Consider the following 24001-nt stretch of genomic DNA (forward strand, 5'->3'; position numbering starts at 1 on the left):
CTATAATATTTCTAGTTTAGTATATGTTATAATAATTCCTTACAAATCTAATATAAAAAATGTGATACCTTTCGATATCACATTTTACCCCAATTATTATAAAATAAAAACTATCTAGTTACACTTCCTGTTGGAAATGAACCATTACTAAAACTCAAATCATAAGTTGCTGGAGCTGTATCATTACCTGCTATACCTGATAATGGTTTTAATAAAAATGGAGTTGGAGAATTATCTGGTGATGGTTCAATAGATATTACCACAGTTCTACCTCTAATATCTAAAGGGAATGTGAAACCTGCTGGAGCATTATTAAAGAAATCTTCTCCAGGAATTGGAGGACCTGCATTCTCTGTACCATTAAATGAATTTGGATCACCTGCATTATCATCTGCCATATCAAAAGCAGTGAATGTACCTGTGGATAATGGGCCAGTTCCGTCTACAACAACCCAACCTTCATATTTCCAACCTGCCTCTAAAGTAGGTAAGACTAACGATGGTGTTGGTGGCATCCCTGGTATACCAAACCAAATACCACTTTCATCATTTCCATTATTGCCTGTACCAGCTGCTTCATCTGTAGGTGCTCTCAAAAAGAATTGACCAGATGGCGTAATGGAGTTAAAATCAGCGACTGTACCAATTGATACATTTGCAGTTGTACCACTAAAATCACCAACAAGTAATTTAGTATCTGCTGGAGTTGCAGCTTCTACTCCAGTTTCACCAGCAGGCTCAATAGTTAAGACAAATCTAGTGGCTGCTGCCAATTGAGTTGCATCTACAGAAAATGCTTGTCCTGTTGCAGTACTCGTAAATGTGCCTGTACTAACTGGGGCTCCATTTACAATAATCCATCCTTCATAAACAAAATCTGCACCTAAATCTTCTAAACCGCTAATATTTAACGTAAGATTTGCGTTAACCGGTCCATCATCATCAGATGAGCATGAACTGAAAACTAAACTAATAGCCACAAAAGCTATTACAAAAACCCTTTTTAACATATTTATCAATTTTAATATTAATTAATCAAATTTAAACTGATAAAATATTATAAAATGTTAGCTAGCTTACATTAAGCAACTTTTTTTAAAATTCTGATTTCTTTTCTATTGAAATTAATGATTTTCTCTTCTTTTAATTCATTTAGAAGAATATTTAAAGTGGGCCTTGAAGTACCTATTAATGAAGCAATATCTTTTTGCGTATACGGGTGGCAAATTACTTGATCACCAGTTTTTTCACAATCATATCCATAATCTTCAAACATTTCATTCAAAAATTCTAATAATCGTGTTTTAGTATCTTTAAAAAGTAGTAATTCTAATCTGCGTTCTAATCTTTTAATGCGTAAACCTATAAACTTATAAATTTTAAAGCTTACTGATACATTATCACGCATTAAATTATACATTGTATCTCTACCAACTGGGCAAATTGCTGTTTTGTTATCTATAGATTGTGCAAATTCATTCCGCTTATCAATGCCTAAAATTGCCTTTTCACCAAAAATTTCTCCTCGTGATAAAATAGCTTTAATCACTTCTTCACCATCCTCTGTATAATAGCCAATTTTCACTTTCCCCTTATCTATCAAATAGATTTTGTTAGCAGAATCTTCTTCAAAGTAGATATAATCACTTTTTTTATAGATGCTTAGATCGTGCGCTTTTTTATAAGCAGGATATTTATGTGGGCACAAAATTTTGAACAGATTAACATCTTCAAAATACCAGAAATTATTCATCTTTTGATATTGGTTTTAATTAATGGTCGAAAAGTAAATGAAGTTCTTACAAAAAAAGTAGACCATAAGCCGGATTCTGTAACCGTTGGAACGGCTCCTTATCATTTATCTACATTATATATTACTATATAACTTTAGCTGCTTACCCCTTGAAATCGAACGAGTAGTTCTCAAACTTCAATATATGTAACATTGCACCTCATAGAGTTTACCTGATTTCACTACAGCCGAACTGTACTTGCTTTCTGTTGCACTAGTCCTCAGCTTACGCTGGACGGATGTTATCCGCTATGATACTCTGCGGTGTCCGGACTTTCCTCATCATTAAATGATGCGATAAGGTGGTCTACTTAACTGCAAAAGTACGCTTAAAAATGAGTAAAAAAAATCCCGCTCTCTAAAAGGGAGCGGGAAAATTGCTATGAAAAAGAAATATTACCGTACTATTAAAACAGTAATACAAGACCATAACGATTTACCACAATCAATATTGTATAAAAACATTAAATATTTTTTAATTTTTTAAAAGGCTATTTTCAGTAATTTTTTAAGCATAAAAAAACCCACTCTAATAGAGTGGGAAAATTGCTATGAAAAAGAAAAAGTTGTTGAGCTTTACGCTCAACTGGACAAATATATAAAAAATCACTAAACAAAAAATGATTTTCGCAATAAATGTCTTTCTTTTTTAAAATTTTAACTTTTAGTTATGAAAACATATCCTTTACTTTCTCAAAAAATGATCTGTCGCCAGTCGTTGGTTCTGGTTTAAAATTTTCATCATCTTTCATGTTCTCAAAGAATTGTCTTTGCTCTTTTGTTAGCTCCTTAGGTGTCCAAACATTTACATGAACCAGTAAATCTCCTTTTCCATATCCGTCTAAACTTGGCAACCCTTTTCCACGCAAGCGTAATATTTTTCCAGATTGTACACCATTATCAATTTTAACTCTAACTTTTCCTGTTAAAGTGTCAATTTCTTTTGCGCCACCTAAAACAGCCTCAGAAAAACTTACATACATATCATGATGTAAATTATTCCCTTCTCTTTTTAAGTTAGGATGTTCCTCTTCCTGAATTACTACCAATAGATCACCTGCTATACCATTACCAGGTGCATCATTACCTTTTCCGGCAACTTTTAATTGTACTCCATCTGTAACCCCAGGTGGTATTTTTATAGAAACATTTTCTTCTTTAGCTACTAAGCCATGGGCATCTGCGCCGGCCGGTCTTTTATCTATAGACTCACCAGCACCTTGACAAGTTGGGCAAGTACTTGCGGTCTGCATTCTGCCCAATATAGTATTGGTAACTTGCATAACTTGGCCTTGACCATTACAAGTTGAACATGTTTTATAAGTTACGCCTTCAGCTTGCACTTTACGCTTTACTTTTACCTTCTTCTCTACTCCATTAAGGATTTCTTTTAAAGTAAGTTTTACTCGAATTCTAAGGTTACTGCCTTTAACTCGACCTCTACCACCTCCGCCAAAACCACCACCGAATGCACCTCCGAAAGCTCCACCAAAGATATCTCCAAACTGACTAAATATGTCTTCCATATTCATTCCGCCTCCACCGAAACCACCAGCTCCACCTTCAAAAGCTGCATGACCAAACTGATCATAGCGTGCTTTTTTATCAGCATTACTCAACACTTCATAAGCCTCGGCTGCTTGTTTAAATTTCTCTTCAGCGGTTTTATCATCTGGATTTTTATCTGGATGATATTTAATAGCCATCTTGCGATATGCTTTTTTTATCTCAGCAGTCGTTGCATTTTTGCTAACGCCTAATATTTCGTAATAATCTTGTTTAGCCATTATCTTACTTATTGCCCAATTACAACTTTAGGGAAACGAATAATTTTTTCCCCTAATTTATAACCTTGTTCAACTGTATCAATCACTTTACCTTTTAGTTTTTTTGAAGGAGCTGGGATTTGTGTTACTGCTTCGTGAACTTCAGAATCAAATACATCACCCTTCTTCACTTCAATTTTTGATAATCCTTTTTGTTCTAAAGCTGTAACCAACTTTTGATAAATCAGTAATACTCCTTTTCGTAACTCTTCTGCTTCTTTATCATCTTCAATATGAGTTAAAGCACGCTCAAAATCATCCAATACAGGTAATATAGCTGTCATAACGTCTTGACCAGCCGTCTTGAATAACTCTATTCGTTCTTTACTAGTACGCTTTTTATAATTTTCGAATTCAGCAAATAAACGTAAATATTTATCTTTTTCTTGCTGGAGTAATTCTTCTGTAGTAGGTTCTTTTTCAGCTTCAAGAACTTCTTCTTCTTCTTTTGCTTGTGTTTCTTCAACTACTTGTTCCTCTTCTTTTATATTCTCTTTTTTACTCATGATTTTCAGTCGATAATTTTAATCTTAATTTAATGTGCAAAAGTACTGCCAATATTGACATTGTGCCAAATTGACATTATAGTTATTAACGGTAAGTTTTTAGCAAATTAATTTACTCTTGTAATCTTAGCTCCAATAGCTTTCAACCGTCCATCAATATTCTCATAACCTCTATCTATCTGGTTGATATTGTGGATGGTAGAAGTACCACTTGCAGATAAGGCTGCAATTAATAATGAAATACCAGCTCTAATATCAGGTGAAGTCATTGTTGTAGCTTTTAGATCTGATTTAAAATCATGCCCGATTACTGTAGCTCTATGCGGATCGCACAAAATAATTTTTGCGCCCATATCAATCAATTTATCAACAAAGAACAAACGGCTTTCAAACATTTTTTGATGAATCAAAACACTACCTCTAGCTTGAGTCGCAACAACTAATACTATACTAAGTAAATCTGGAGTAAACCCTGGCCATGGAGCATCGGCAATAGTAAGGATGGAGCCATCAATATAACTTTGTATTTCATAGCCTTTTTTATGTTCAGGCACATAAATATCGTCTCCTTTACGTTCTAAAGTTATTCCCAATTTTCTAAATACATCGGGGATTTGTCCAAGATCATTCCAGCTAACATTTTTTATTGTTAATTCACTTTTGGTCATAGCAGCTAAACCTATCCAACTACCAATTTCAATCATATCTGGTAGCATTCTATGGTCTGTACCTCCCAAAGAATCAACACCTTCAATTTCTAGCATATTTGAACCTACACCAGAAATCTTAGCTCCCATTCTATTTAGCATTTTGCATAATTGCTGTAAATAAGGTTCGCAAGCCGCGTTATAAATAGTAGTTTTTCCTTCAGCAAGAACTGCAGCCATTACTATGTTAGCTGTACCAGTAACAGAAGCTTCATCTAATAGCATATAAGCTCCTTTTAGCTTCTTTGCTTCTACTCCATAGAAATAGTCTTCTTTATTATAGCGAAACTTCGCTCCAAGATTGATAAAACCTTCAAAGTGAGTATCTAAACGACGGCGACCAATTTTATCACCTCCAGGTTTTGGTATATATCCTTTACCAAAACGCCCTAGTAAGGGGCCGACAATCATGATAGAACCGCGTAAACCTTTACCTTCTTCTTTAAATTCTGTTGACTCTAAGTATTTTAAGTTAACATCATCAGCTTTAAATGTATATGAACCTTTACCGTTCTTCTGAATCTTTACCCCTAAATTACTCAATAACTTTATGAGTTTATTTACATCTACAATATCTGGTATATTATCAATATGCACTTCTTCTGGAGTTAACAAAACAGCACATAAAATTTGTAATGCTTCATTTTTTGCTCCTTGAGGTGTTATTTCTCCTTTTAATTGATGCCCTCCTTCAATTTTAAATGTTCCCATAAGTTATTTGATCATAATAATTTAACGTCGTTTCCAGTTTTTATTCGACTTTTGATTTTTCTGATTTTTTTGGTTCTTTTTATTATTGTTATTACGTGATTTGGCACGCAATAAACTCTTACTTTCTGATAATGTCTCGGCATCGGAAGTAAGCTGTAATTTACCATCAGAAAGTTCAGACAAGTGCTCGAAAATAACATTATCTTCTACCGTATCTTTATTCCAATTTAGGTAGCATTTCTTCATGTGATTAGCTATGGTAAATACCAATGCATCCTTCATTTCGCCATCTTCCCATTGCAATGCTGTATCAATCATTATCTGAATATTATTTCCGTAAAAACGATATTTTGAAGCCGATCTAGGATAATTTAAAGCGTCTGGTTTGGCTGTCAATTCTTCTTTAGAAGGCTTTGGATATGGTGAATCTGCCTCCAATTTAAAATCAGACATAATAAAAAGCTGATCCCATAATTTATGTTGAAAATCTGGCACATCTCGTAGATGCGGTTGTAAATTACCCATTACATCTACTATAGCATTGGCCATTTTATTGCGTTTTTCTTTATCTTCTATAGCAATACAGTGGTTTACTAATTTCTGAAGGTGTCTCCCATACTCGGGAATTATTAAATGTTCTCTCTCTGAATTGTATTCTAAATCAAACTCCATTATACTTATTTATTATATAACACAAATAAACAATTATTTCTATAAAACGATTGTCTTTTATGTCAAAATTTTAAGTTTAGCGAACTGTAGTAATAACTTTTTATTACCGACAGATTCGAATTTTATTTCTGCTTTTTTATTAGATCCTTTTCCTTCTAAATTAATCACTTCGCCTTTACCAAATTTAGCATGTTCAACAATGTTACCAACAGTAATATTACTATCGAATAGATTAGTGGTTATAGCACTTACTTTTTTTAAGTTCTTAGGCGGATTAATTTTTACACCTTTCGGGGAATGTTTCTCCTTTTTTGAAGGCTTATTTATCGTTCTTGATATTGGTTTTTTAAAACGAATTTTATCCTGTGGAACGCTTCCAAAAATATCTTCGTTTACAAAACGATTGATTTGCTTAGGCAATTTTGGTGTTAAATGTTCTAAAAATTTATCGTCTATTTCTTCTAAAAAACGACTTGGTTCACAGTCTATTAGTTTCCCCCAACGATACCGTGAATGCGCGTAACTTAAATATGCTTGTTTTTCTGCGCGAGTTAACGCCACATAAAATAAACGACGCTCTTCTTCTAGTTCGCTACGAGTATTCATGCTCATTGCGGAAGGAAATAAATTTTCTTCTAAACCAACAATGTAAACATATTGAAATTCTAACCCTTTTGCTAAGTGAATAGTCATTAGAGAAACTACATCTTGATTATGCTTTTTATCATTATCAAAATCGGTAGCCAAAGCAACATCTTCTAAAAAGAATGCTAAAGAAGCATCTTCTTCCTTTTCTTTTTGCTCTTCTATAAAATCTTTAATACCATTTAGTAGTTCTTGTACGTTCTCTACTCTGTTAACAGCTTCAGGCGTTGCTTCTTTCTCAATATCTTTAACGATATATGTCTTTTTAATTACATGATCTGCAACTTCAAAAGCATTTTTGGTTTCCGCTTCAACTTGAAAACTTTTGATCATGGTTACAAAATCATTCAATTTTGCTTTAGTACCTGAATTAATCTTTAAATCAATCTTATCAAGATTTTCTAAAATTTCAAAAATTGATCTTTTATAATGATTCGCAGCGACTATTAATTTATCAACTGTAGTTTGCCCTATTCCTCTTGCTGGGTAATTTATTACACGTTTTAAGGCCTCTTCGTCACTAGGGTTAACCAGTAAACGTAGATACGATAACACGTCTTTAATTTCTTTACGTTGGTAAAATGACAAACCTCCATAAATTCTATAAGCAATATCCTTTTTACGTAAGGCATCTTCAATTGCTCTAGATTGCGCATTAGTTCTATAAAGTACAGCAAAATTGCCATTCTTTAGCTGATTATTGATCTTATTGTCAAAAATGGAGTCTGCGACAAACCGACCTTCTTCACCATCTGAAAGGGTACGCATAATTTTTACCTTTTCACCTCTATCGTTTGAGGTCCAAATTTCTTTATCTAGTTTGGTTTTATTCTTTTCAATAACACTATTAGCAGCTTCTACTATATTACTTGTAGACCTATAATTTTGTTCTAGTTTGAATATTCTTACATCATCATAGTCCTTTTGAAAATTCAAAATGTTTTGAATATTAGCACCACGAAAGCCATAAATACTCTGCGAATCATCACCAACTACACAAATATTCTGAAATCTATCTGCTAAAGCTCTAACAATTAAATATTGCGAATGATTAGTATCTTGATACTCATCTACCAAAATATATCTAAATCGATCTTGGTATTTTGCTAATACCTCTGGAAAACGGGTCAACAATTCATTTGTCCTCAACAATAAATCATCAAAATCCATCGCACCAGCCTTAAAACATCTTTCGACATACTGATTATAAATTTCACCAGTTTTAGGGCGACTTGCCATAACATCAGCTTCTTGCAATTCTGGTGAATTATGATATGCTTTAACCGTAATCAAGCTATTTTTAAATTGAGATATTCGTCCTAATATTTGTTTTGGTTTGTATCGATCTTTATCCAATTGTAATTCCTTTATAATTGAAGTTAAGAGTCTTACAGAATCTTGAGTATCATAAATGGTAAAATTAGACGGATACCCTAACTTTTCTGCCTCAGAGCGTAAAATTCTTGCAAAAACAGAGTGAAAAGTGCCCATCCATAAGTTCTTAGCTTCACCTTCACCAACAATTTGCCCAATACGATTCTTCATTTCGCGAGCAGCCTTATTGGTAAATGTCAATGCTAAAATGCTAAAGGCATCTACACCTTGACTCATTAAATATGCAATGCGATATGTAAGCACACGTGTTTTACCTGAACCAGCACCAGCAATGATGATCATGGGTCCTTGTTTATGTAATACAGCTTGTTTTTGGGCTTCGTTTAAATTCTCGAGGTAATCCGTCACGCAAACATTTTTAGCATTTCAAAAGTACAATTGTTACTATAGTATTACAATTAAAGTTATTGACAAAATATAGTAATTATTAAGGAAAAAATTTAGTTAAAATATAAAGAAATTGAAGCCTATAAAAGTAAGTTTCATTTAGTTTTTGTTAAATTTGGTTCAACTAATATTAAAACTTTAAATGGATACAGAAAATTTTACTCAATTGATTGCTTATACCCTGCCAGCAATTGTAACAGGAGCGGTGGCTTTATACTTTTTTAGATTACATGTTAACAATGAAAAAAATGCTAGAATTTATCAATTACGTAAAGAGAAGCAAGGTGTAGCTTTGCCTACTAGATTGCAAGCTTATGAGCGTATGGCGTTATTTTTAGAACGCATAACACCAAACAGTTTAGCTGCCCGAATTAGCCCAGCGAGTAATGATAAACCAGCATATTTTAAAAAGTTATTGACTGCTGTAGAAAAAGAATATGAGCATAATTTAGCACAACAAGTATACATGACTAATGAATGTTGGGATCTAATTACTACTGCAAAAAACAACACTTTAAACTTTATTAGAACTATTTTATTAGAAGGCGAAGTGATAGACGCTAAAACTATGCAAACCGCTATTATAAAACGTACTGGCGAAAGTGATTTACCTCCAACTAAAGTTGCTTTAGATTATGTAAAAAAAGAAGTAAGTACAATTTTTTAATTAACAAATTATAAATGGAGTCATTATAATTAAGATGTAGTAAATTCTTTATTTAAATACATCTGAACAATCTAACTATTAAAACAAACAAATGAAAACTAAATTCCCCTTCTTATTAGTACTGTTCATTACAACTTTATGTTTTGCCCAACGACCAGACCCAGATGTTATAAAATCTGAAGAAGGTGATATTATCATTCAGCCTATTTTACATGGCACATTGGTCTTACAATGGAATGGTAAAACCATTTATATAGATCCTTACGGAGGAGCCGAACGCTTTAAAGATCTAGATAAACCGGATCTAATTTTGATTACCGATATACATGGAGATCATACCAATCTTGAAACTTTAAAAGAATTAGATACTAAGAATGCAAAATTTGTAGTTCCACAGGCAGTTGCAGATATGCTTAAAAAAGATTATGAAAAACAATTAGCCGTTGTAAAAAATGGCGGAATACATGTAGAAGATAACATATTTATTAATGCATTGCCTATGTATAATTTACCTGAGGATAATACTTCTCGTCACCCAAGAGGACGTGGTAATGGTTATTTTATAAACCTTGGCGGAAAAGGTATTTATATTTCTGGTGATACAGAAGATATACAAGAGATGCGTAATCAACGCGGCATAGATGTAGCTTTTGTTTGTATGAATTTACCATACACTATGGATATAAACCAAGCGGCTAGTGCTGTCTTAGATTTTAAACCTAAAATTGTATACCCATATCACTATAGAGGAAGACCAGATATTAGTGATACCAAAAAGTTTAAAGAATTGGTAAATGCTAAGAACAAAAACATTGAGGTACGTTTACGCGATTGGTATATGAAATAATACTATTAGAAATCAATATTTAGTAAAGAAGATGAAACAAAATAAATATACAATCTTTCTAGCTTGCTTTTTATTCATCTATTTAACAATTAAGCTAGAAGCTCAAAATAGAACAACTAATATAACTCAGGCACAAATTTCAAAAGTTATTGACTCTGTTGCAAGCATCATAAGTTCCAATTATGTATTTCCAAAGGTGGCTGAGAAAATGAATTTGCAAATAAAAGGCAATCTCAACAAAGGGAATTATAAATCCATAAATGATCCCCATATTTTTGCTACAACTCTTACCAAAGACTTACAAGCGGTTAGTAAAGATAAGCATCTCAGGGTAATTTATAATCCTGAAAGAATTCCTGAAGAACAGCAAGCCGTTAACGAAGAAGATAGTCTTAAATTGGTTGAGAATCGTGTTAATAGAATGCGATTTCAAAATTTTGGATTTAAAGATGTTAAAATACTGGATGGTAATATTGGCTATTTAGATTTAAGAGCTTTTATGGATCCTCAATATGCAAGTGAAACTGCAGTTGCCGCTATGAATTTTTTGAGTAATACTGGTGTAATTATTATTGATCTTCGTAATAATGGAGGCGGATCACCAAGCATGATTCAATTAATTACGAGCTACTTATTTTCTCCAGAGCGTGTGCATCTTAATAATTTTTATTGGAGACCAACTGATACTAAAACGCAAACGTGGACATTACCACATGTTCCGGGAAAAAGAAATCCAAACGCAAAAGTATATGTTCTTACTAGTAATAGAACATTTTCGGCGGCAGAAGAATTCTCATATAATTTAAAAAATTTAGAGCGAGCTACACTAATAGGTGAGATAACGGGTGGTGGTGCTCATCCTGGAGGAACGATTAATGTTAGCGAGGGTTTCATGTTATGGACACCTTCTGGTAGAGCTATAAATCCAATTACTAAAACCAATTGGGAAGGAACTGGAGTTGTTCCTCATATTAAAGTCAAAGCCGATAAAGCTTTAGACATTGCAGAACTAAACGCTTTAGAATATTTAGCTGGCAAAGCTACAGATCATCAACAAAAATTTAGATATGATTGGATGTTGGGTAATAAAAAGACTTTGAACAACCCAGTAACTGTAGAGAAATCTATATTAAAAACCTATGTTGGAACTTACGATGAACGAAAAGTTACTATGGAAAATGGTAAATTATATTACCAAAGAGCAAACCGCGGAAAGCATGAACTTATCCCGATGGATGAAAATAAATTTATGGTTAGTGGTATTTCCTACTTTAGAGTGAGATTTTTGAAAGAGAATAACAAAATTGTTGCTATTGAAGGGTTATATGACACAGGTCGTACAGATAAGAATAAAAAAAATAATTAACCTTTGATAAAATTTTCATTATAATAAATTTATTAAATCAAAGCGATATCTAAATCTTGTTTTTCACTATTACAATCTTTAATATTTCCGCTTTTTTGAAAAATAGGATATGATAAAATTCTTTAGAAAAATTAGGCAAAATCTACTTTTCCAAGGAAAAACTGGAAAGTACATTAAGTATGCTATTGGTGAGATTATTCTTGTTGTTATTGGAATTTTAATTGCACTTCAAATCAACAATTGGAATGAGAAAAGAAAAGATAGAATAAATGAAAGAGCGTTATACGCTCGTATAATTACCGATTTGCAAGCCGATGAAAACAGAATAAATGCTAATATTAAGTATTATAAACGAGATAAATCAATGCTCAATAATATTTATCAAGAAACTCAAGGGGTTTCGGTTAATGATTCATTATTTAGCTACAGTACTTTACGAGCCGCACAGATTTTTTCTTTAGTAATTGAAGCTAATTATTCAGAATATATCAAGGAAATAAGCAAAGATTATATCAGAGATAAAATCGATGATTATTTCATAAAAGAGAGTCATGTAGATAAAGCTATTGAACAATTATCAGATTATAAAGAGAAACCAATAAAACCATTTTTATCAAAATACGGGGTTAATGATACCAAAGAATTATTTAAGAATTATCATCTAGACTATTATGACTTAAGAGAAACTAATATCTTTTCTAAATCAAAACTAAAAGAACAATATGGCACCATAGAGTTAGACCAATTACTGTTCGATTTAGGAATTAAAACCTCATGGACTTTATCTGCACTCAAAAAACTTTTAGCAGCAAACAAAGAACTTCAATCAAGCTTAAAAAAAGAATTAAATAAATAAAAAATGTAGAGATACTTTGTAAAATATTTATTCAAATAATATGATCAACCGACTAGAATTTTCTATTGATATTAAAGCTAAAAAAGCTGCGATTTGGAAAGCACTTTGGGATGAGAAAGCTTATCGTGAATGGGCAAGTGTTTTCTTTGAAGGATCTTATGTAGTAGCACATAACTGGGAAGAAGGAAGTAAAGTACATTTTCTAGGATCAGACCAAAATGGTATCTACAGTATTATTGAAAAGCATATTCCTAATAAAATCATTACATTTAAGCATATAGGAAGCGTCGAATCAGGAAAAGAACAACCTGTTGATGATGAAACAAAAAAATGGACTGGAGCTACAGAAACTTATATACTTATCGAAGGTAATAACATAAACACACTTAAGGTTGAAATTGATGTTATGGATGAGCATCAAGAATTTATGACTAACACATTTCCTAAAGCACTCAAAAAGATCAAGAATAGCTCTATTCAATAATACACATTAATTCAAAATCAAATAAAAATGAAAGTTACAGTTGAGAAAAATGAGAAAGCAGCTAATATGATATTTGCATCTATTTACCCTCTTTACTGGAATAGATTAGAAAAGCATGGAAGAACAAAAGAAGAGTTCCATCAAGTAATAGAGTGGTTTACAGGTTTTGACGAAAATAAATTAAAATCACTTATTACAGAAAAAGTAACTTTTAGAACGTTTTTTGAAAAAGCAAAAATCCATTCCAATGCACACATGATTAAAGGAGTTGTTTGTGGTTATCGAATTGAAGAAATAGAAGATGAATTTGAAGTGTATAAACAATGTAGACGCATGGAAAAGCTGATTGATGAATTGGCAAGAGGTCGTAAAATGGAGAAAATTTTACGAGCTTAATTACTAAGATTATCTAATTAGCTTCTTATATTTTATACGTTTTGGCATTATGTCTGCACCCAATCGTTTCTTTTTATTCTCTTCGTAATCAGAAAAAGAACCTTCAAAGAAATATACTTGACTATCGCCTTCAAAAGCTAAGATATGAGTACAAATTCTATCTAAAAACCAACGGTCGTGAGAAATAACAACTGCACAGCCTGCAAAATTTTCTAACCCTTCTTCTAAAGCACGTAAAGTATTTACATCTAGATCGTTAGTTGGCTCATCCAAAAGTAATACATTGCCTTCTTCTTTTAATGTCATTGCTAAATGCAATCGGTTTCTTTCACCACCAGAAAGTGCAGATACATTTTTATTCTGCTCACTTCCAGCAAAATTAAAACGACTTAAATAAGCCCTAGAATTTACTTGCTTACCGCCCATCATTACAAGTTCTTGCTCATCAGAAAAATTTTGCCAAATAGTTTTATTAGGGTCAATATTTGAATGACTCTGATCAACATAAGCGATCTTTGCAGTTTCACCAACTTTAAACTCTCCTTTATCAGGAGTTTCTTCGCCCATTATCATTTTAAAAATAGTGGTTTTACCAGCACCATTTGGCCCAATTATACCTACAATTCCTGCTTGAGGTAGGTTAAAACCTAAGTTTTCATATAACAATTTATCATCAAAAGCTTTAGAAACACCTGATGCTTCTATTACATTAGTACCTAATCTAGGCCCATTTGGTATATATATTTCAAGTTTTTCGTCAAGCTGCTTTTGATCTTGACTCATTAATTTATCATAATTCTTTAAACGTGCTTTCTGCTTTGTTTGACGACCCTTAGCTCCTTGCCGTACCCATTCCAACTCTCGCTCTAGTGTCTTTTGACGTTTTGAAGCAGACTTGCTCTCTTGTGCTAATCGTTTTGACTTTTGGTCTAACCAAGATGAGTAATTTCCTTTCCAAGGAATACCCTCTCCTCTATCTAGTTCAAGTATCCAACCTGCTACATTATCTAAAAAATACCTATCGTGCGTAACCGCAATTACAGTTCCTTTATATTGTGCTAAATGATGCTCTAACCAATGTACAGATTCTGCATCTAAATGGTTTGTAGGCTCATCTAGCAAAAGAATTTCTGGTTCTTGCAATAATAATCTACAAAGAGCTACGCGTCTTCTTTCTCCACCAGATAATACGGAAATTGGTTTGTCTGGTTCAGGGGTACGCAACGCGTCCATTGCAATTTCTAACTTAGTATCTAGTTCCCAAGCATTTGCAGCATCTATCTTGTCTTGTAATTCTGCTTGCTGCGCCATTAACTTTTCCATCTTCTCTGCATCAGAATACACTTCTTCTAGACCAAACATATTATTGATCTTATTGTATTCATCTAATATTGCAACAGTTTCTGCTACACCTTCCTTAACTATATCTATAACTGTTTTAGATTCATCTAATTGAGGTTCTTGCTCTAAGTACCCAACTTTATATCCTGGTGAAAAAACAACATCGCCTTGATAACTTTTTTCAACCCCAGCAATAATCTTTAATAAAGTCGATTTACCGGAACCATTTAAACCAAGAATACCGATTTTGGCTCCATAAAAAAAACTTAGATAAATATCTTTTAAAACTTGTTTATTGGTACTTTGATAGGTTTTAGAAACCTTATTCATTGAAAAAATGACCTTCTTATCGTCAGACATAGTTAGTTAATTTGGTAAAAATTAAGTAAAAATAGAAAATGAAATAATTAAACGCGTCCCTTAAGTGCATTAAACACCCAGGCAATAGCAAAAAAACCAATACCTACTGTTGCAAAACCCCATCCTGCTACGTCATCATAACGGTAAGCACCCATTAAAATTAATATAATGCCCATTATTATCATCAACATTGTTGCGTAGCCTAAAACGGTATTTTTATTCATTGCCATATTTTTCAGTTTTGGTTAGGGAATGACAAATATCGGAATTTTTTGAGTAGTATGCTACAAGCTAACATTCTTTTGGTATGAACAAGCTTAGCTATTTGTTACCAATTCTTTAAGTTCAGAAATTCTTTCTTCTTTTTTGGGTTGTCTATTCTTTTTTGCAAAATCAGTATGATATTTATGCTTTTCTAAGAATTTAATTTGAATGGTACTCCATTCTTCAGGTTGAATTTCGGAAAACTCAATGAGTTCCTTAAGAAGAGCTTTGCTAATTTTTTTAAAATCTGATCTACCTAGATAATCTAAATCTGCATCACAAATAATTTTTTCTAACTTATTTTTGGGTGATTGTGGAATTTTAGTCGCCATAATTAACCCTTTAATAATTTTGAAATCTTTTTTTGAGAAACCAAATTCAGTCATTAACGCATCTGCAATCTTTACACCATGTTCTTCATGATTTTTGTTGGACGTAATAAAACCAATATCATGGAGTAAAGCTGCCAATCTAAGTAATTTGGCATTGTAAGGGTCAATTTTTTCTCTTTTGATATATTGATTGCAGACATATAGAACATCTAACGTATGACCAAGACCATGGTAGTAGAGTTTTTTAGATAACTCAGTCTGTAGAATCTCTAAAATCCTTTTTCTAAGCTTAATATACCCTTTCATTAAATGAAATTAATCCGCTGTTATAGATTAATCAATGATAACAACAGTATAAGAATTATAAAAATAAAACTGATACCAAAATACTTAATTGATTGATTAACACTCTTAAATTTTTGATCTATTATTTTACTTTCGACGTGAATTTGTTCACTTAGTTGTTTGAATAGTTCTTCTTCACTTCCGACAACATCAATTATCTTTTTGGTATAATCTTTAATATCACCAAAACTGTTAACCGCGTCTCTAAAAAAAAATACATTTTTATCGTATTTAAGCTCAATACGAGGTCTAAAACATTTAAAACAGAAATAGATCGAAATTAAGACGGAGGCTATCCAAAAAATAGCCAAGAAAATTAGTAGAATATTTCCTTTGAAAATTTGACTAAAATGTTCTATTCGATCAGCAAAAAGACCTAAAATAAGACTATGAAAAGAAAAAATAACACCAGCTTTTAATTCTGACGCTCTAATTAATTTTTCTAATCTTTCTAACTGTTCCCAAAAATTATTAGGATCGATAACACTCATGTATAAATAACTTGGTTGATCTAGTTCTATAAATATACAATAAAAACTTAAATTTCTATAGTATTTTCTACACTAACAGCGGATATCTCTTTGTTTTTTAAGTCATTAACAAAATACATTTTCATCTTACCTCTATTTTTAACGGCTATTTCACCTCTAGGTTCACATTCAAATTTATCTTTTACGATTTTATAAGTATCTTCTGAAATATTAATCTTACCAGGCTCAGAATTAGATTCCATACGAGCTGCTACATTTACAGAATCGCCCCATATATCATAGGCAAATTTCCTGGTTCCTACCACTCCGGCTACCACAGGACCAGTATTAATACCGATACGGATATCGAATGTTAATTTATCTGCTGATGCCGTCTTTTTAGCTTCGTTCACAAATGCAGCAATGTCAAAAGCGGCTAGCACCATTCTGTAAGCATGATTTTCTTTATCACCATGCAATCCTCCAACACACATATAAGCATCACCAATGGTTTTTATTTTTTCTAAACCATGTTTTTCAATAATCGAGTCAAATTTTGAAAAATATAAGCCTATGGTTTTTACCAAGTCTTCAGGAGGCAATTCTTTTGAAAGCGATGTAAAGCCTTTAAAATCTGTAAATAAAATACTTGCTGAATCGTATTTTTTAGCTTGTACCTTACCTGTCTCTTTTAGTTCTTGTGCGGTTTCTTCGGGTAATATATTTAGCAATAAATTATCAGAGCGCTCCTTTTCTTCTTCAATAATCTTTTTTGTGCGTTGTATAAATTTATTACGCCTGTACAGTCCAAATGCTAAAAACCCAATTAATAAAGTTGTAACTGCTGTAGCAATGGCAATGTTTTGTTGATTTTTTCGTCTTTGCTCTACAAGATCAAGCTCTGTTTGTTTTTGGGATACCTCAAAGTCTGTACGCTGATCGGCCATAGATTGTACGGTGGTTATATTGTTAACACTATCTCTATAAGCAATATGAGCTTTATAATGTTTTAAGGAATTAGCTGCATTACCGGCTGTTTCATATAATTCAGATAGTTTAAGATTGGCATCTGCTATTTGATCCTTAAGCTGATATTTCACCCCTAATTCTAAACTTCTATGGGCATAATTTAATGCAGAACCATGATCTTTTTTTTCTACATAAATGTCTGACATAGCCATGAGATATACACTAATTGGATAATAATCTCTAGATTCTTCTAATATGTCAATAGCTTCATTAATATTAGCTTCAGCTAAATTACTTTTGCCAGTATTGGCATACACCATACCAATATTACCTAAATTATATGCTTTTCCAACATGGTAATTGATTTTTTCAAAAATTTCGCCAGATTCTTTAAAATACACCAAAGCTGAATCATATTTTTTATTGGTTAGTAAAGCATCTCCCGCATTCATAATAAAAGACGCTAAAGCTATTCTATCTGTCGAATTTCTTAAGGTAACAATTGCTTTCTCATAGTAAAGCATGGCATTTGTGTGATTATCAGAATTAGAATAAATATCTGCAATCGCACCATAAGAACTTCCTTCAAGCGAACTTAATTTTTCTTTTTTAGCAATTTTTGCACTTTTGAAATAAGAAGCTATTGCCTCTTCCCAATTCCCCATAAGTTGTTTTGCATTACCTTTTTGAAAATAACCCTTTGACATGTAATGATTATCCCCTAGTTGTATTGATAGGCTGATTAACTCCTCGGCATATTGTGAACCCTTTTCAAAATCATTAATCTCATTAAAAGCCAAATCTTCTAGTAAGATCAGCTTAGCTTTCCCTTGAACCTTATCTGCTTTATATATAGCTGATAAACTATCAGCAATACGCTGATCCTGTGCAGTACTAGAAAATGGTAAAATGTAAAAAAAACCCATTATAAGACAACAGGTTTTTCTATTAAATTGCATAATTATTATTGAGGCTTAACCCTAATTTTTGGATCCGTAAGAATATCATTAATAGGATCTTTTTGCAGCCAACCTCCTCCGCTTACGGAATTCCAGGTAATTGAGTAATCTTCTGTTAACTCTTGCGGCCCCTCTCCCTTTGGAGGAAATTCTATTCCAGAATTAATTGTTCCCTGCCAGTCGGTTGTGCCGTTATTAAGTGGATGAGGGTCTGGGCTAAATACATCTACTGATGTTTTTTTATTTTTTATTGCAACGATCTTCGCAACGCCAGAGCCAGCTCCTATTTTCCAAGTTACCTGGTCACCTGGTATTGCATTAGTTGTGCCCTTATCTGATAAGGTGAGTGTTTTGTTTACTGGATCACAGCCTGTAATTGTAATAATTCTGTCCATTGTGAAGGGGGTTTAGTAGGTTTAATTTCTAATTGATTCTTTAAATATAATCAATTTTTTTTGAAGTGAAAAAATCCAGTATCTTTAAAACTCAATTGTAACTAACTGTAGATGAACTTATTTCTTAAGTCTAAATCTGATATAGATAAAGTAATCGATAATGGAATAAATTATCTTTTATCTCAAAATAATGATGGTAGATGGCAAGGATTTCCTACTCTGGCTGGTACATCTGATATTTGGGTAACTGGTTTTGTTCTAGCACACATTAGCAAGCTTACCCAGCAAAAAGATGTTATTAAAGCATCTCAAAAATTTCTTTTAAATTCTCGCCATGCAATGGGTGCTTGGTCTTATAGTGCAATTGTTCCACCCGATGCTGATTCTACAGCATGGTCTTTAATGGCTTTACAATCTTTTGATGAATTAAAAGACATTGACTTACATAAAGCCAGAACATTTTTATGGAGTCATTTTATCGAACATGGTATTGCAACCTATAACATAGAATCTGGTATTGGTGAATTCATTTCTGCACCAAGTAAGGAAATTATTGCTGGTTGGACGTCGGCTCACCCTGATGTTTCTATTGCCACCATACTAGCTGATATTAATAATGAAAAAGTACCAGTAATTTTACAGTGGTTGATTGATCAAGAGAATGAAGGTTTTATCGATTCTTATTGGTGGCGAGGTCCTTATTATACTACAACACTTTTATTAAGAGCATTATTTAAACAACAAAAGGTTTTACCAAAAGAACATGCTAAGAAAATTGTAAAAAGCTTGATTAACCGACAACTTTCAAACGGAACGTTTGGTATTGAATCATCTGATGAATCGAATGCTTTTTCAACCGCTATGGCATTAGAAACATTAACACATTTATCATATATTGGTACTAATAAAGAAAGGGAACAGTGCTTAAAAGCTTTGCTACAATCTCAACAATCTAATGGATCTTGGGATGGAGATTATATTTTGCGTATTCCTATGCCCAATATTAAAAACCCAGCTATTGTTAATACTTGGAGTCTAGAAAATGGAGGGGGTAACTCCTATGTTAAAGATCAAAACGGAATTTTTGCTACAGCTATGGCTTGTTATGCCTTAGATTTCTGTAGACAAACAGAATCTCAACAATATAATAGCTTTAAAGCCAAAGAATCTACCACTTAATGAATTGGGATGACCATTTTGAAACCGTTTTTTTTATAGCCTGGCAAAAGGCAGGATTACCAAATCATCAAGATTTTTTAGCGGAATATATTGAAACACGAGAACGTGTAGATTTTAAAGATGTTAAGATCAAACATTCTAAGGATGATTTAACGATCCCAACATCTAGTCAATTAAAATCAGTATATGGGTTTGGCGCCCTAATTGCTAAAGTATTTGGTGAACTATTTTCGTTAAATGCCGAAGAAATGGCAATATCTCGAGATTGGTGTGGACGCTTTAATTTAGGTATTAGTGTTTTTGATTATGTATGTGACGAAACTGATATAGGTGTAGATAGAGTTACTTCTTTACAGGTATTTAAACCTTTTATCAATAGTAACTGTTCTGAAAATTATTCTCTAAGTCCAATGGAAGAATACTTGAGTAGTTTAACAAAGGGAGTTCTTCAGGATATTAATGAAGAAACGATTCATGAGTCTGAAACTATCTTTAATCTGTTAAAACATTTATTCGAAGCACAGATTTTTCTTTCTAAAACGAAACACTTAAATACAACAAATTTAACTGAAATCAGATCTGCACTTGAACTTAAGTCATCAGGTCCTTTTGAAGTGATGGCTAGGTATGTTGCTAAAAGTAATGTTAGAAATAAAGAATTACTCATGCATGGAATAGGAAGGTCCATCGGGAATTGCTATTGGGTCATTGACGATGCTAAAGATGTATGGAATGATCTTAAAGCTAATCAGTGGAATTTATTCTTATATAAAGCTGCTTTAGAAGACCCATTAATCTTTACAAATGATCACGATGAATCTTTGAATGAACGATTAATTACTATATGGACACAATCGAATCTAGCTGAAAAAATTTCCAATGATATTATCGAAAAGCTAGTTTTTTCTATTCAAAAACTAAATCCTACTAAACAAGTTGAACAACACACTTTAGGGCTTATCTCAGCCTCTTTATGGCAGTGGCTTAAATATTAGTTATTGTCAAATATTAAATTTTAGCGGCTAACCTACTACCTTGGTCTATAGCTCTTTTTGCGTCTAGTTCTGCAGCAATATCGGCTCCACCAATTACATGTACTTTTAATCCTTTAGCTTGTAAAGGTTCTAGTAGTTCTTTAAAAGGTAATTGACCTGCACAGATTACTACGTTATCAACATCTATGAGCTTTTCCTCTTCATTTTGAACATAATGTAATCCTTGGTCATCAATCTTAGTATATTCTACTTGATTGATAAACTGAACATTCTTCTTTTTTAATGTAGAACGGTGAATCCAACCTGTGGTTTTGCCTAATTTACCTCCAAACTTTCCTTTACTACGCTTAAACATAAATATTTTTCTTGGTGATGGTTCTATTTCGGGTTTAACACCTTCAATGCCACTTCTGGCTTCCATAGTTTTATCAATACCCCACTCTTTTAACCAAGTATCAATATTTAATGATGGTGATTCTCCTTCGTGAGCTAAATATTCAGCAGTATCGAAACCGATCCCTCCTGCACCAATAACTGCAACTCTTTTACCTACAAGCTTTTTATGCTTTAAAACATCTATGTAACTTAATACTTTTTCGTGATCTACACCTTCAATTCTAGGCGTACGTGGAATAATACCAGTAGCCAAAATAACTTCATCAAAATCTAATTTAGCTAAATCTTCTACGTTCATTCTAGTATTTAACTGCACATCTACGTTGTGTAACTCTAATTGTTTTTTAAAATAACGAATGGTTTCGTAAAATTCTTCCTTACCAGGTATCTGCTTCGCAATATTGAATTGCCCACCAACTTCGCTATCAGCATCATACAACGTAACTTCATGACCTCGTTGCGCCGCAACTGTAGAAGCTGCCAATCCTGCTGGGCCTGCACCGATAACAGCAATTTTCTTTTTTATGGAAGCTTCTGTATAAACTAATTCTGTTTCGTGACAAGCACGAGGATTTACCAAACAACTAGCTACTTTTTGCTTAAAAACGTGGTCTAAACATGCTTGGTTACAAGCAATACACGTATTTATTTCATCATCTTTTTCCGTGTAAGCTTTATTTACCCAATCGGCATCTGCCAAAAAGGGGCGTGCCATAGAGATCATATCGGCATCACCTTCAGCCAAAACTTTCTCAGCAGTCTCTGGCATATTAATTCTATTTGAAGTAACTAACGGAATAGAAATCTCTGACTTCATTTTTTTGGTTACCCAAGTAAAAGCAGCTCTAGGAACTGAGGTTGCGATAGTAGGAATACGCGCTTCGTGCCAGCCAATACCTGTATTAATAATGGTAGCACCAGCTTTTTCTATTTCTTTACCCAACTGAACCACCTCTTGCCAAGTACTACCCTTCTCCACCAAATCGAGCATCGATAATCTATAGATAATAATGTATTCTTCACCTACTGCTTCTCTTGTTTTTTTAACTAGTTCAATTGGTAGTCGCATTCTGTTTTCGTAGCTCCCACCATATTCATCACTGCGCTTATTGGTTCTTTCGGTAATAAATTGATTGATCAGATAACCTTCTGAGCCCATAATTTCAATACCATCATAACCAGCTTCTTTAGACAACTTAGCACAGTTTACAAAATCGCGAATAGTACGATTGATGCCTGATTTATTTAATTTAAAAGGTTTGAAACGATTTATTGGAGCCTTAATCGCAGAAGGAGCCACATTAAAAGGATGATATCCATAACGACCAGCATGTAATATTTGCATACATATTTTACCACCTTCTTTATGAACTGCTTCAGTTATTTTCTTGTGATGTCTAGCATGTTTTTTTGAGCTCAATCTAGCAGAAAAAGGCCCTGTCCATCCTTGAATATTAGGTGCAATACCTCCAGTAACAATTAAACCGACACCTCCTCGTGCACGCTCTGCATAAAATGCTGCCATACGCTCGTATCCATTTTTCTCTTCCTCTAAACCCGTATGCATAGAACCCATTAAAATTCTATTCTTAATTGTAGTAAAACCTAAATCTAATGGTTCAAAAATATGTTTGTACTTACTCATAGTTTAAAAATTTATTATGCACGCATAATAGTCTGCAAGATAACTTTCTTTTTATAAAGAAAAAAACTCGAGAGTTAACTCGAGTTTTATGTGCATTCACTATTTACAGAAAATATTAATATAAATACCCCATCTTACCTTGCTGAAAGTCTCTCATGGCTTCCATAATTTCAGTTTGAGTATTCATTACATAGGGCCCATATTGAGCTACTTTTTCATTAATCGGTTCACCAGATAGTATTAATAAAGTACTTTCTTGTCTAGCTTCAAATTCTATACTATTACCATCTTGATTAAATGTTATCGTTTGCATGGCTCCTTTTTTAAGTAAAGCTTCATTATTTACGAATACTTCTCCGTCTAACAAATAGATCAATGATTTGTGACTCTCAGGAATTACAACTTTCATTGTTCCTTCCTGTTTAGCCTTCACTGTAAATACGTTAACATCTGTCTGTGTTTTAACCACTCCTTTTTTACCAGCTTGTTCTCCTGCCACAATTTTTAAACTAATAGTTTTCTCATCGTTTTCTATTACCGGCATGTCTTCATGTTTAACATGCTGATATGCTGCTGGCATCATTTTATCTTTAGCCGGAAGGTTTAGCCATAGCTGAATACCTTCCAATTCACCTCCTCTTTCAACAAACTCTTTAGAAGGCCCTTCTGCATGAATAATACCACGTCCAGCTGTTGTCCATTGTACATCACCTGCTTTTACCAACATTTCATTACCTAAAGAATCGCGATGCAATTGCTCTCCTTTAAACAATAATGTTATAGGTTCGAATCCTCTATGTGGATGTGGACCCAAATCAAAAGGGTTGTTAAATGCACTAATTGCATAAGGACCATAATGATGTAATAACAAAAATGGATCTACCTGGTCTATCGTTGTATTTGGTATCGGTTGCCGTAATCGTATTGGCCCCATATTTACTAATGGACTACCTAGTTTATGTTCTATAGTTTTTAAATTATTCATTTTATTTTTATTTCAGATTATACTTCTATTTCTATTTGGTATTAAATAGAAAGTTGTTTGGTATTTTCTGTTTTTTAAATTTTAGCTTCATGTTTTCTCTTCTTGTCTC

At 33.0% G+C, this 24001-nt stretch carries 23 protein-coding genes and 1 other RNA gene; 8 read left to right on the forward strand and 16 right to left on the reverse strand.

Translation table 11 applies throughout. The features are described from left to right. Positions 1-110: 110 nt before the first annotated feature. The 8 genes from AC1EUV_RS05900 to AC1EUV_RS05935 form a co-directional block, all read right to left on the reverse strand. On the reverse strand, positions 111-1010 hold the full coding sequence (locus AC1EUV_RS05900) for an anti-sigma factor (protein WP_480197755.1): 900 nt from the start codon (positions 1008-1010) through the stop codon (positions 111-113). Positions 1011-1081: 71 nt separating this feature from the next. Further along, positions 1082-1753, reverse strand: coding sequence for a Crp/Fnr family transcriptional regulator (locus AC1EUV_RS05905; protein ID WP_480197756.1), 672 nt, complete (start codon positions 1751-1753; stop codon positions 1082-1084). 50 nt (positions 1754-1803) lie between these two features. Further along, positions 1804-2106: RNase P RNA component class A (gene rnpB, locus AC1EUV_RS05910), an RNA gene on the reverse strand. 354 nt (positions 2107-2460) lie between these two features. Further along, positions 2461-3579 (reverse strand): molecular chaperone DnaJ, encoded by a 1119-nt coding sequence (gene dnaJ / locus AC1EUV_RS05915; protein ID WP_480197757.1) that lies wholly within the window; start codon positions 3577-3579, stop codon positions 2461-2463. 8 nt (positions 3580-3587) lie between these two features. Continuing rightward, positions 3588-4124, reverse strand: coding sequence for a nucleotide exchange factor GrpE (locus tag AC1EUV_RS05920; RefSeq protein ID WP_480197758.1), 537 nt, complete (start codon positions 4122-4124; stop codon positions 3588-3590). Positions 4125-4231: 107 nt separating this feature from the next. Further along, a complete protein-coding gene (gene murA / locus AC1EUV_RS05925; protein ID WP_480197759.1) occupies positions 4232-5542 on the reverse strand; it encodes a UDP-N-acetylglucosamine 1-carboxyvinyltransferase in 1311 nt (436 codons plus the stop codon). A 21-nt stretch (positions 5543-5563) separates the two neighbouring features. Continuing rightward, positions 5564-6214: a DUF4290 domain-containing protein gene (locus AC1EUV_RS05930; RefSeq protein ID WP_480197760.1), complete on the reverse strand. Its 651-nt coding sequence runs from the start codon at positions 6212-6214 to the stop codon at positions 5564-5566. 57 nt (positions 6215-6271) lie between these two features. Next, positions 6272-8602: an ATP-dependent helicase gene (locus AC1EUV_RS05935; RefSeq protein ID WP_480197761.1), complete on the reverse strand. Its 2331-nt coding sequence runs from the start codon at positions 8600-8602 to the stop codon at positions 6272-6274. Positions 8603-8783: 181 nt separating this feature from the next. Here AC1EUV_RS05935 and AC1EUV_RS05940 point away from each other — a divergent pair, with 181 nt between their 5' ends. From AC1EUV_RS05940 to AC1EUV_RS05965, 6 genes are all read left to right on the forward strand, one after another. After that, complete coding sequence (locus AC1EUV_RS05940) at positions 8784-9308, forward strand: DUF7935 family protein (protein WP_480197762.1); 525 nt, start codon at positions 8784-8786, stop codon at positions 9306-9308. A gap of 91 nt (positions 9309-9399) precedes the next feature. After that, positions 9400-10155: an MBL fold metallo-hydrolase gene (locus tag AC1EUV_RS05945; RefSeq protein ID WP_480197763.1), complete on the forward strand. Its 756-nt coding sequence runs from the start codon at positions 9400-9402 to the stop codon at positions 10153-10155. A 31-nt stretch (positions 10156-10186) separates the two neighbouring features. Continuing rightward, the gene (locus AC1EUV_RS05950; RefSeq protein WP_480197764.1) at positions 10187-11521 is read left to right on the forward strand and encodes a S41 family peptidase; all 1335 of its coding nucleotides are present in this window, start codon (positions 10187-10189) and stop codon (positions 11519-11521) included. 109 nt (positions 11522-11630) lie between these two features. Then, positions 11631-12377, forward strand: a complete 747-nt coding sequence (locus AC1EUV_RS05955; protein WP_480197765.1) for a DUF6090 family protein — start codon at positions 11631-11633, stop codon at positions 12375-12377. Between the two features lie 40 nt (positions 12378-12417). Beyond that, on the forward strand, positions 12418-12861 hold the full coding sequence (locus AC1EUV_RS05960) for a hypothetical protein (RefSeq protein ID WP_480197766.1): 444 nt from the start codon (positions 12418-12420) through the stop codon (positions 12859-12861). Positions 12862-12888: 27 nt separating this feature from the next. Continuing rightward, positions 12889-13257, forward strand: coding sequence for a DUF2200 domain-containing protein (locus tag AC1EUV_RS05965; RefSeq protein WP_480197767.1), 369 nt, complete (start codon positions 12889-12891; stop codon positions 13255-13257). Positions 13258-13266: 9 nt separating this feature from the next. Here the strand turns inward: AC1EUV_RS05965 and ettA are convergent, their stop codons facing one another. The 6 genes from ettA to AC1EUV_RS05995 all read right to left on the reverse strand — a co-directional run bounded on the left by ettA (position 13267) and on the right by AC1EUV_RS05995 (position 18692). Further along, a complete protein-coding gene (gene ettA, locus AC1EUV_RS05970) occupies positions 13267-14958 on the reverse strand; it encodes an energy-dependent translational throttle protein EttA (protein ID WP_480197768.1) in 1692 nt (563 codons plus the stop codon). Positions 14959-15005: 47 nt separating this feature from the next. Further along, the gene (locus AC1EUV_RS05975; RefSeq protein WP_480196406.1) at positions 15006-15188 is read right to left on the reverse strand and encodes a CAL67264 family membrane protein; all 183 of its coding nucleotides are present in this window, start codon (positions 15186-15188) and stop codon (positions 15006-15008) included. Between the two features lie 87 nt (positions 15189-15275). Further along, entirely contained in the window at positions 15276-15860 is a 585-nt protein-coding gene (locus tag AC1EUV_RS05980) for an HD domain-containing protein (protein WP_480197769.1), read from the reverse strand. A 20-nt stretch (positions 15861-15880) separates the two neighbouring features. Then, positions 15881-16390: a Pycsar system effector family protein gene (locus AC1EUV_RS05985; protein WP_480197770.1), complete on the reverse strand. Its 510-nt coding sequence runs from the start codon at positions 16388-16390 to the stop codon at positions 15881-15883. Between the two features lie 47 nt (positions 16391-16437). Continuing rightward, positions 16438-18264, reverse strand: a complete 1827-nt coding sequence (locus AC1EUV_RS05990; RefSeq protein WP_480197771.1) for an adenylate/guanylate cyclase domain-containing protein — start codon at positions 18262-18264, stop codon at positions 16438-16440. Positions 18265-18302: 38 nt separating this feature from the next. After that, entirely contained in the window at positions 18303-18692 is a 390-nt protein-coding gene (locus AC1EUV_RS05995; protein ID WP_480197772.1) for a hypothetical protein, read from the reverse strand. 111 nt (positions 18693-18803) lie between these two features. On the opposite strand from AC1EUV_RS05995, the gene AC1EUV_RS06000 reads away from it, so the two are divergent. Both AC1EUV_RS06000 and AC1EUV_RS06005 read left to right on the forward strand, forming a co-directional pair. Further along, a complete protein-coding gene (locus AC1EUV_RS06000; RefSeq protein WP_480197773.1) occupies positions 18804-19871 on the forward strand; it encodes a prenyltransferase/squalene oxidase repeat-containing protein in 1068 nt (355 codons plus the stop codon). Continuing rightward, positions 19871-20866, forward strand: a complete 996-nt coding sequence (locus AC1EUV_RS06005) for a hypothetical protein (protein ID WP_480197774.1) — start codon at positions 19871-19873, stop codon at positions 20864-20866. Before AC1EUV_RS06000 ends, AC1EUV_RS06005 begins: the two co-directional genes overlap by 1 nt. A 13-nt stretch (positions 20867-20879) precedes the next feature. Here the strand turns inward: AC1EUV_RS06005 and AC1EUV_RS06010 are convergent, their stop codons facing one another. Both AC1EUV_RS06010 and AC1EUV_RS06015 read right to left on the reverse strand, forming a co-directional pair. Further along, positions 20880-22907: an oxidoreductase gene (locus AC1EUV_RS06010; RefSeq protein WP_480197775.1), complete on the reverse strand. Its 2028-nt coding sequence runs from the start codon at positions 22905-22907 to the stop codon at positions 20880-20882. Between the two features lie 115 nt (positions 22908-23022). Then, positions 23023-23892 carry a pirin family protein gene (locus AC1EUV_RS06015; protein ID WP_480197776.1) on the reverse strand — a complete coding sequence of 290 codons (870 nt, stop codon included), beginning with the start codon at positions 23890-23892 and terminating at the stop codon, positions 23023-23025. Positions 23893-24001 lie beyond the last annotated feature (109 nt).

The organism is Maritimimonas sp. 2304DJ26-3 (assembly GCF_056591635.1).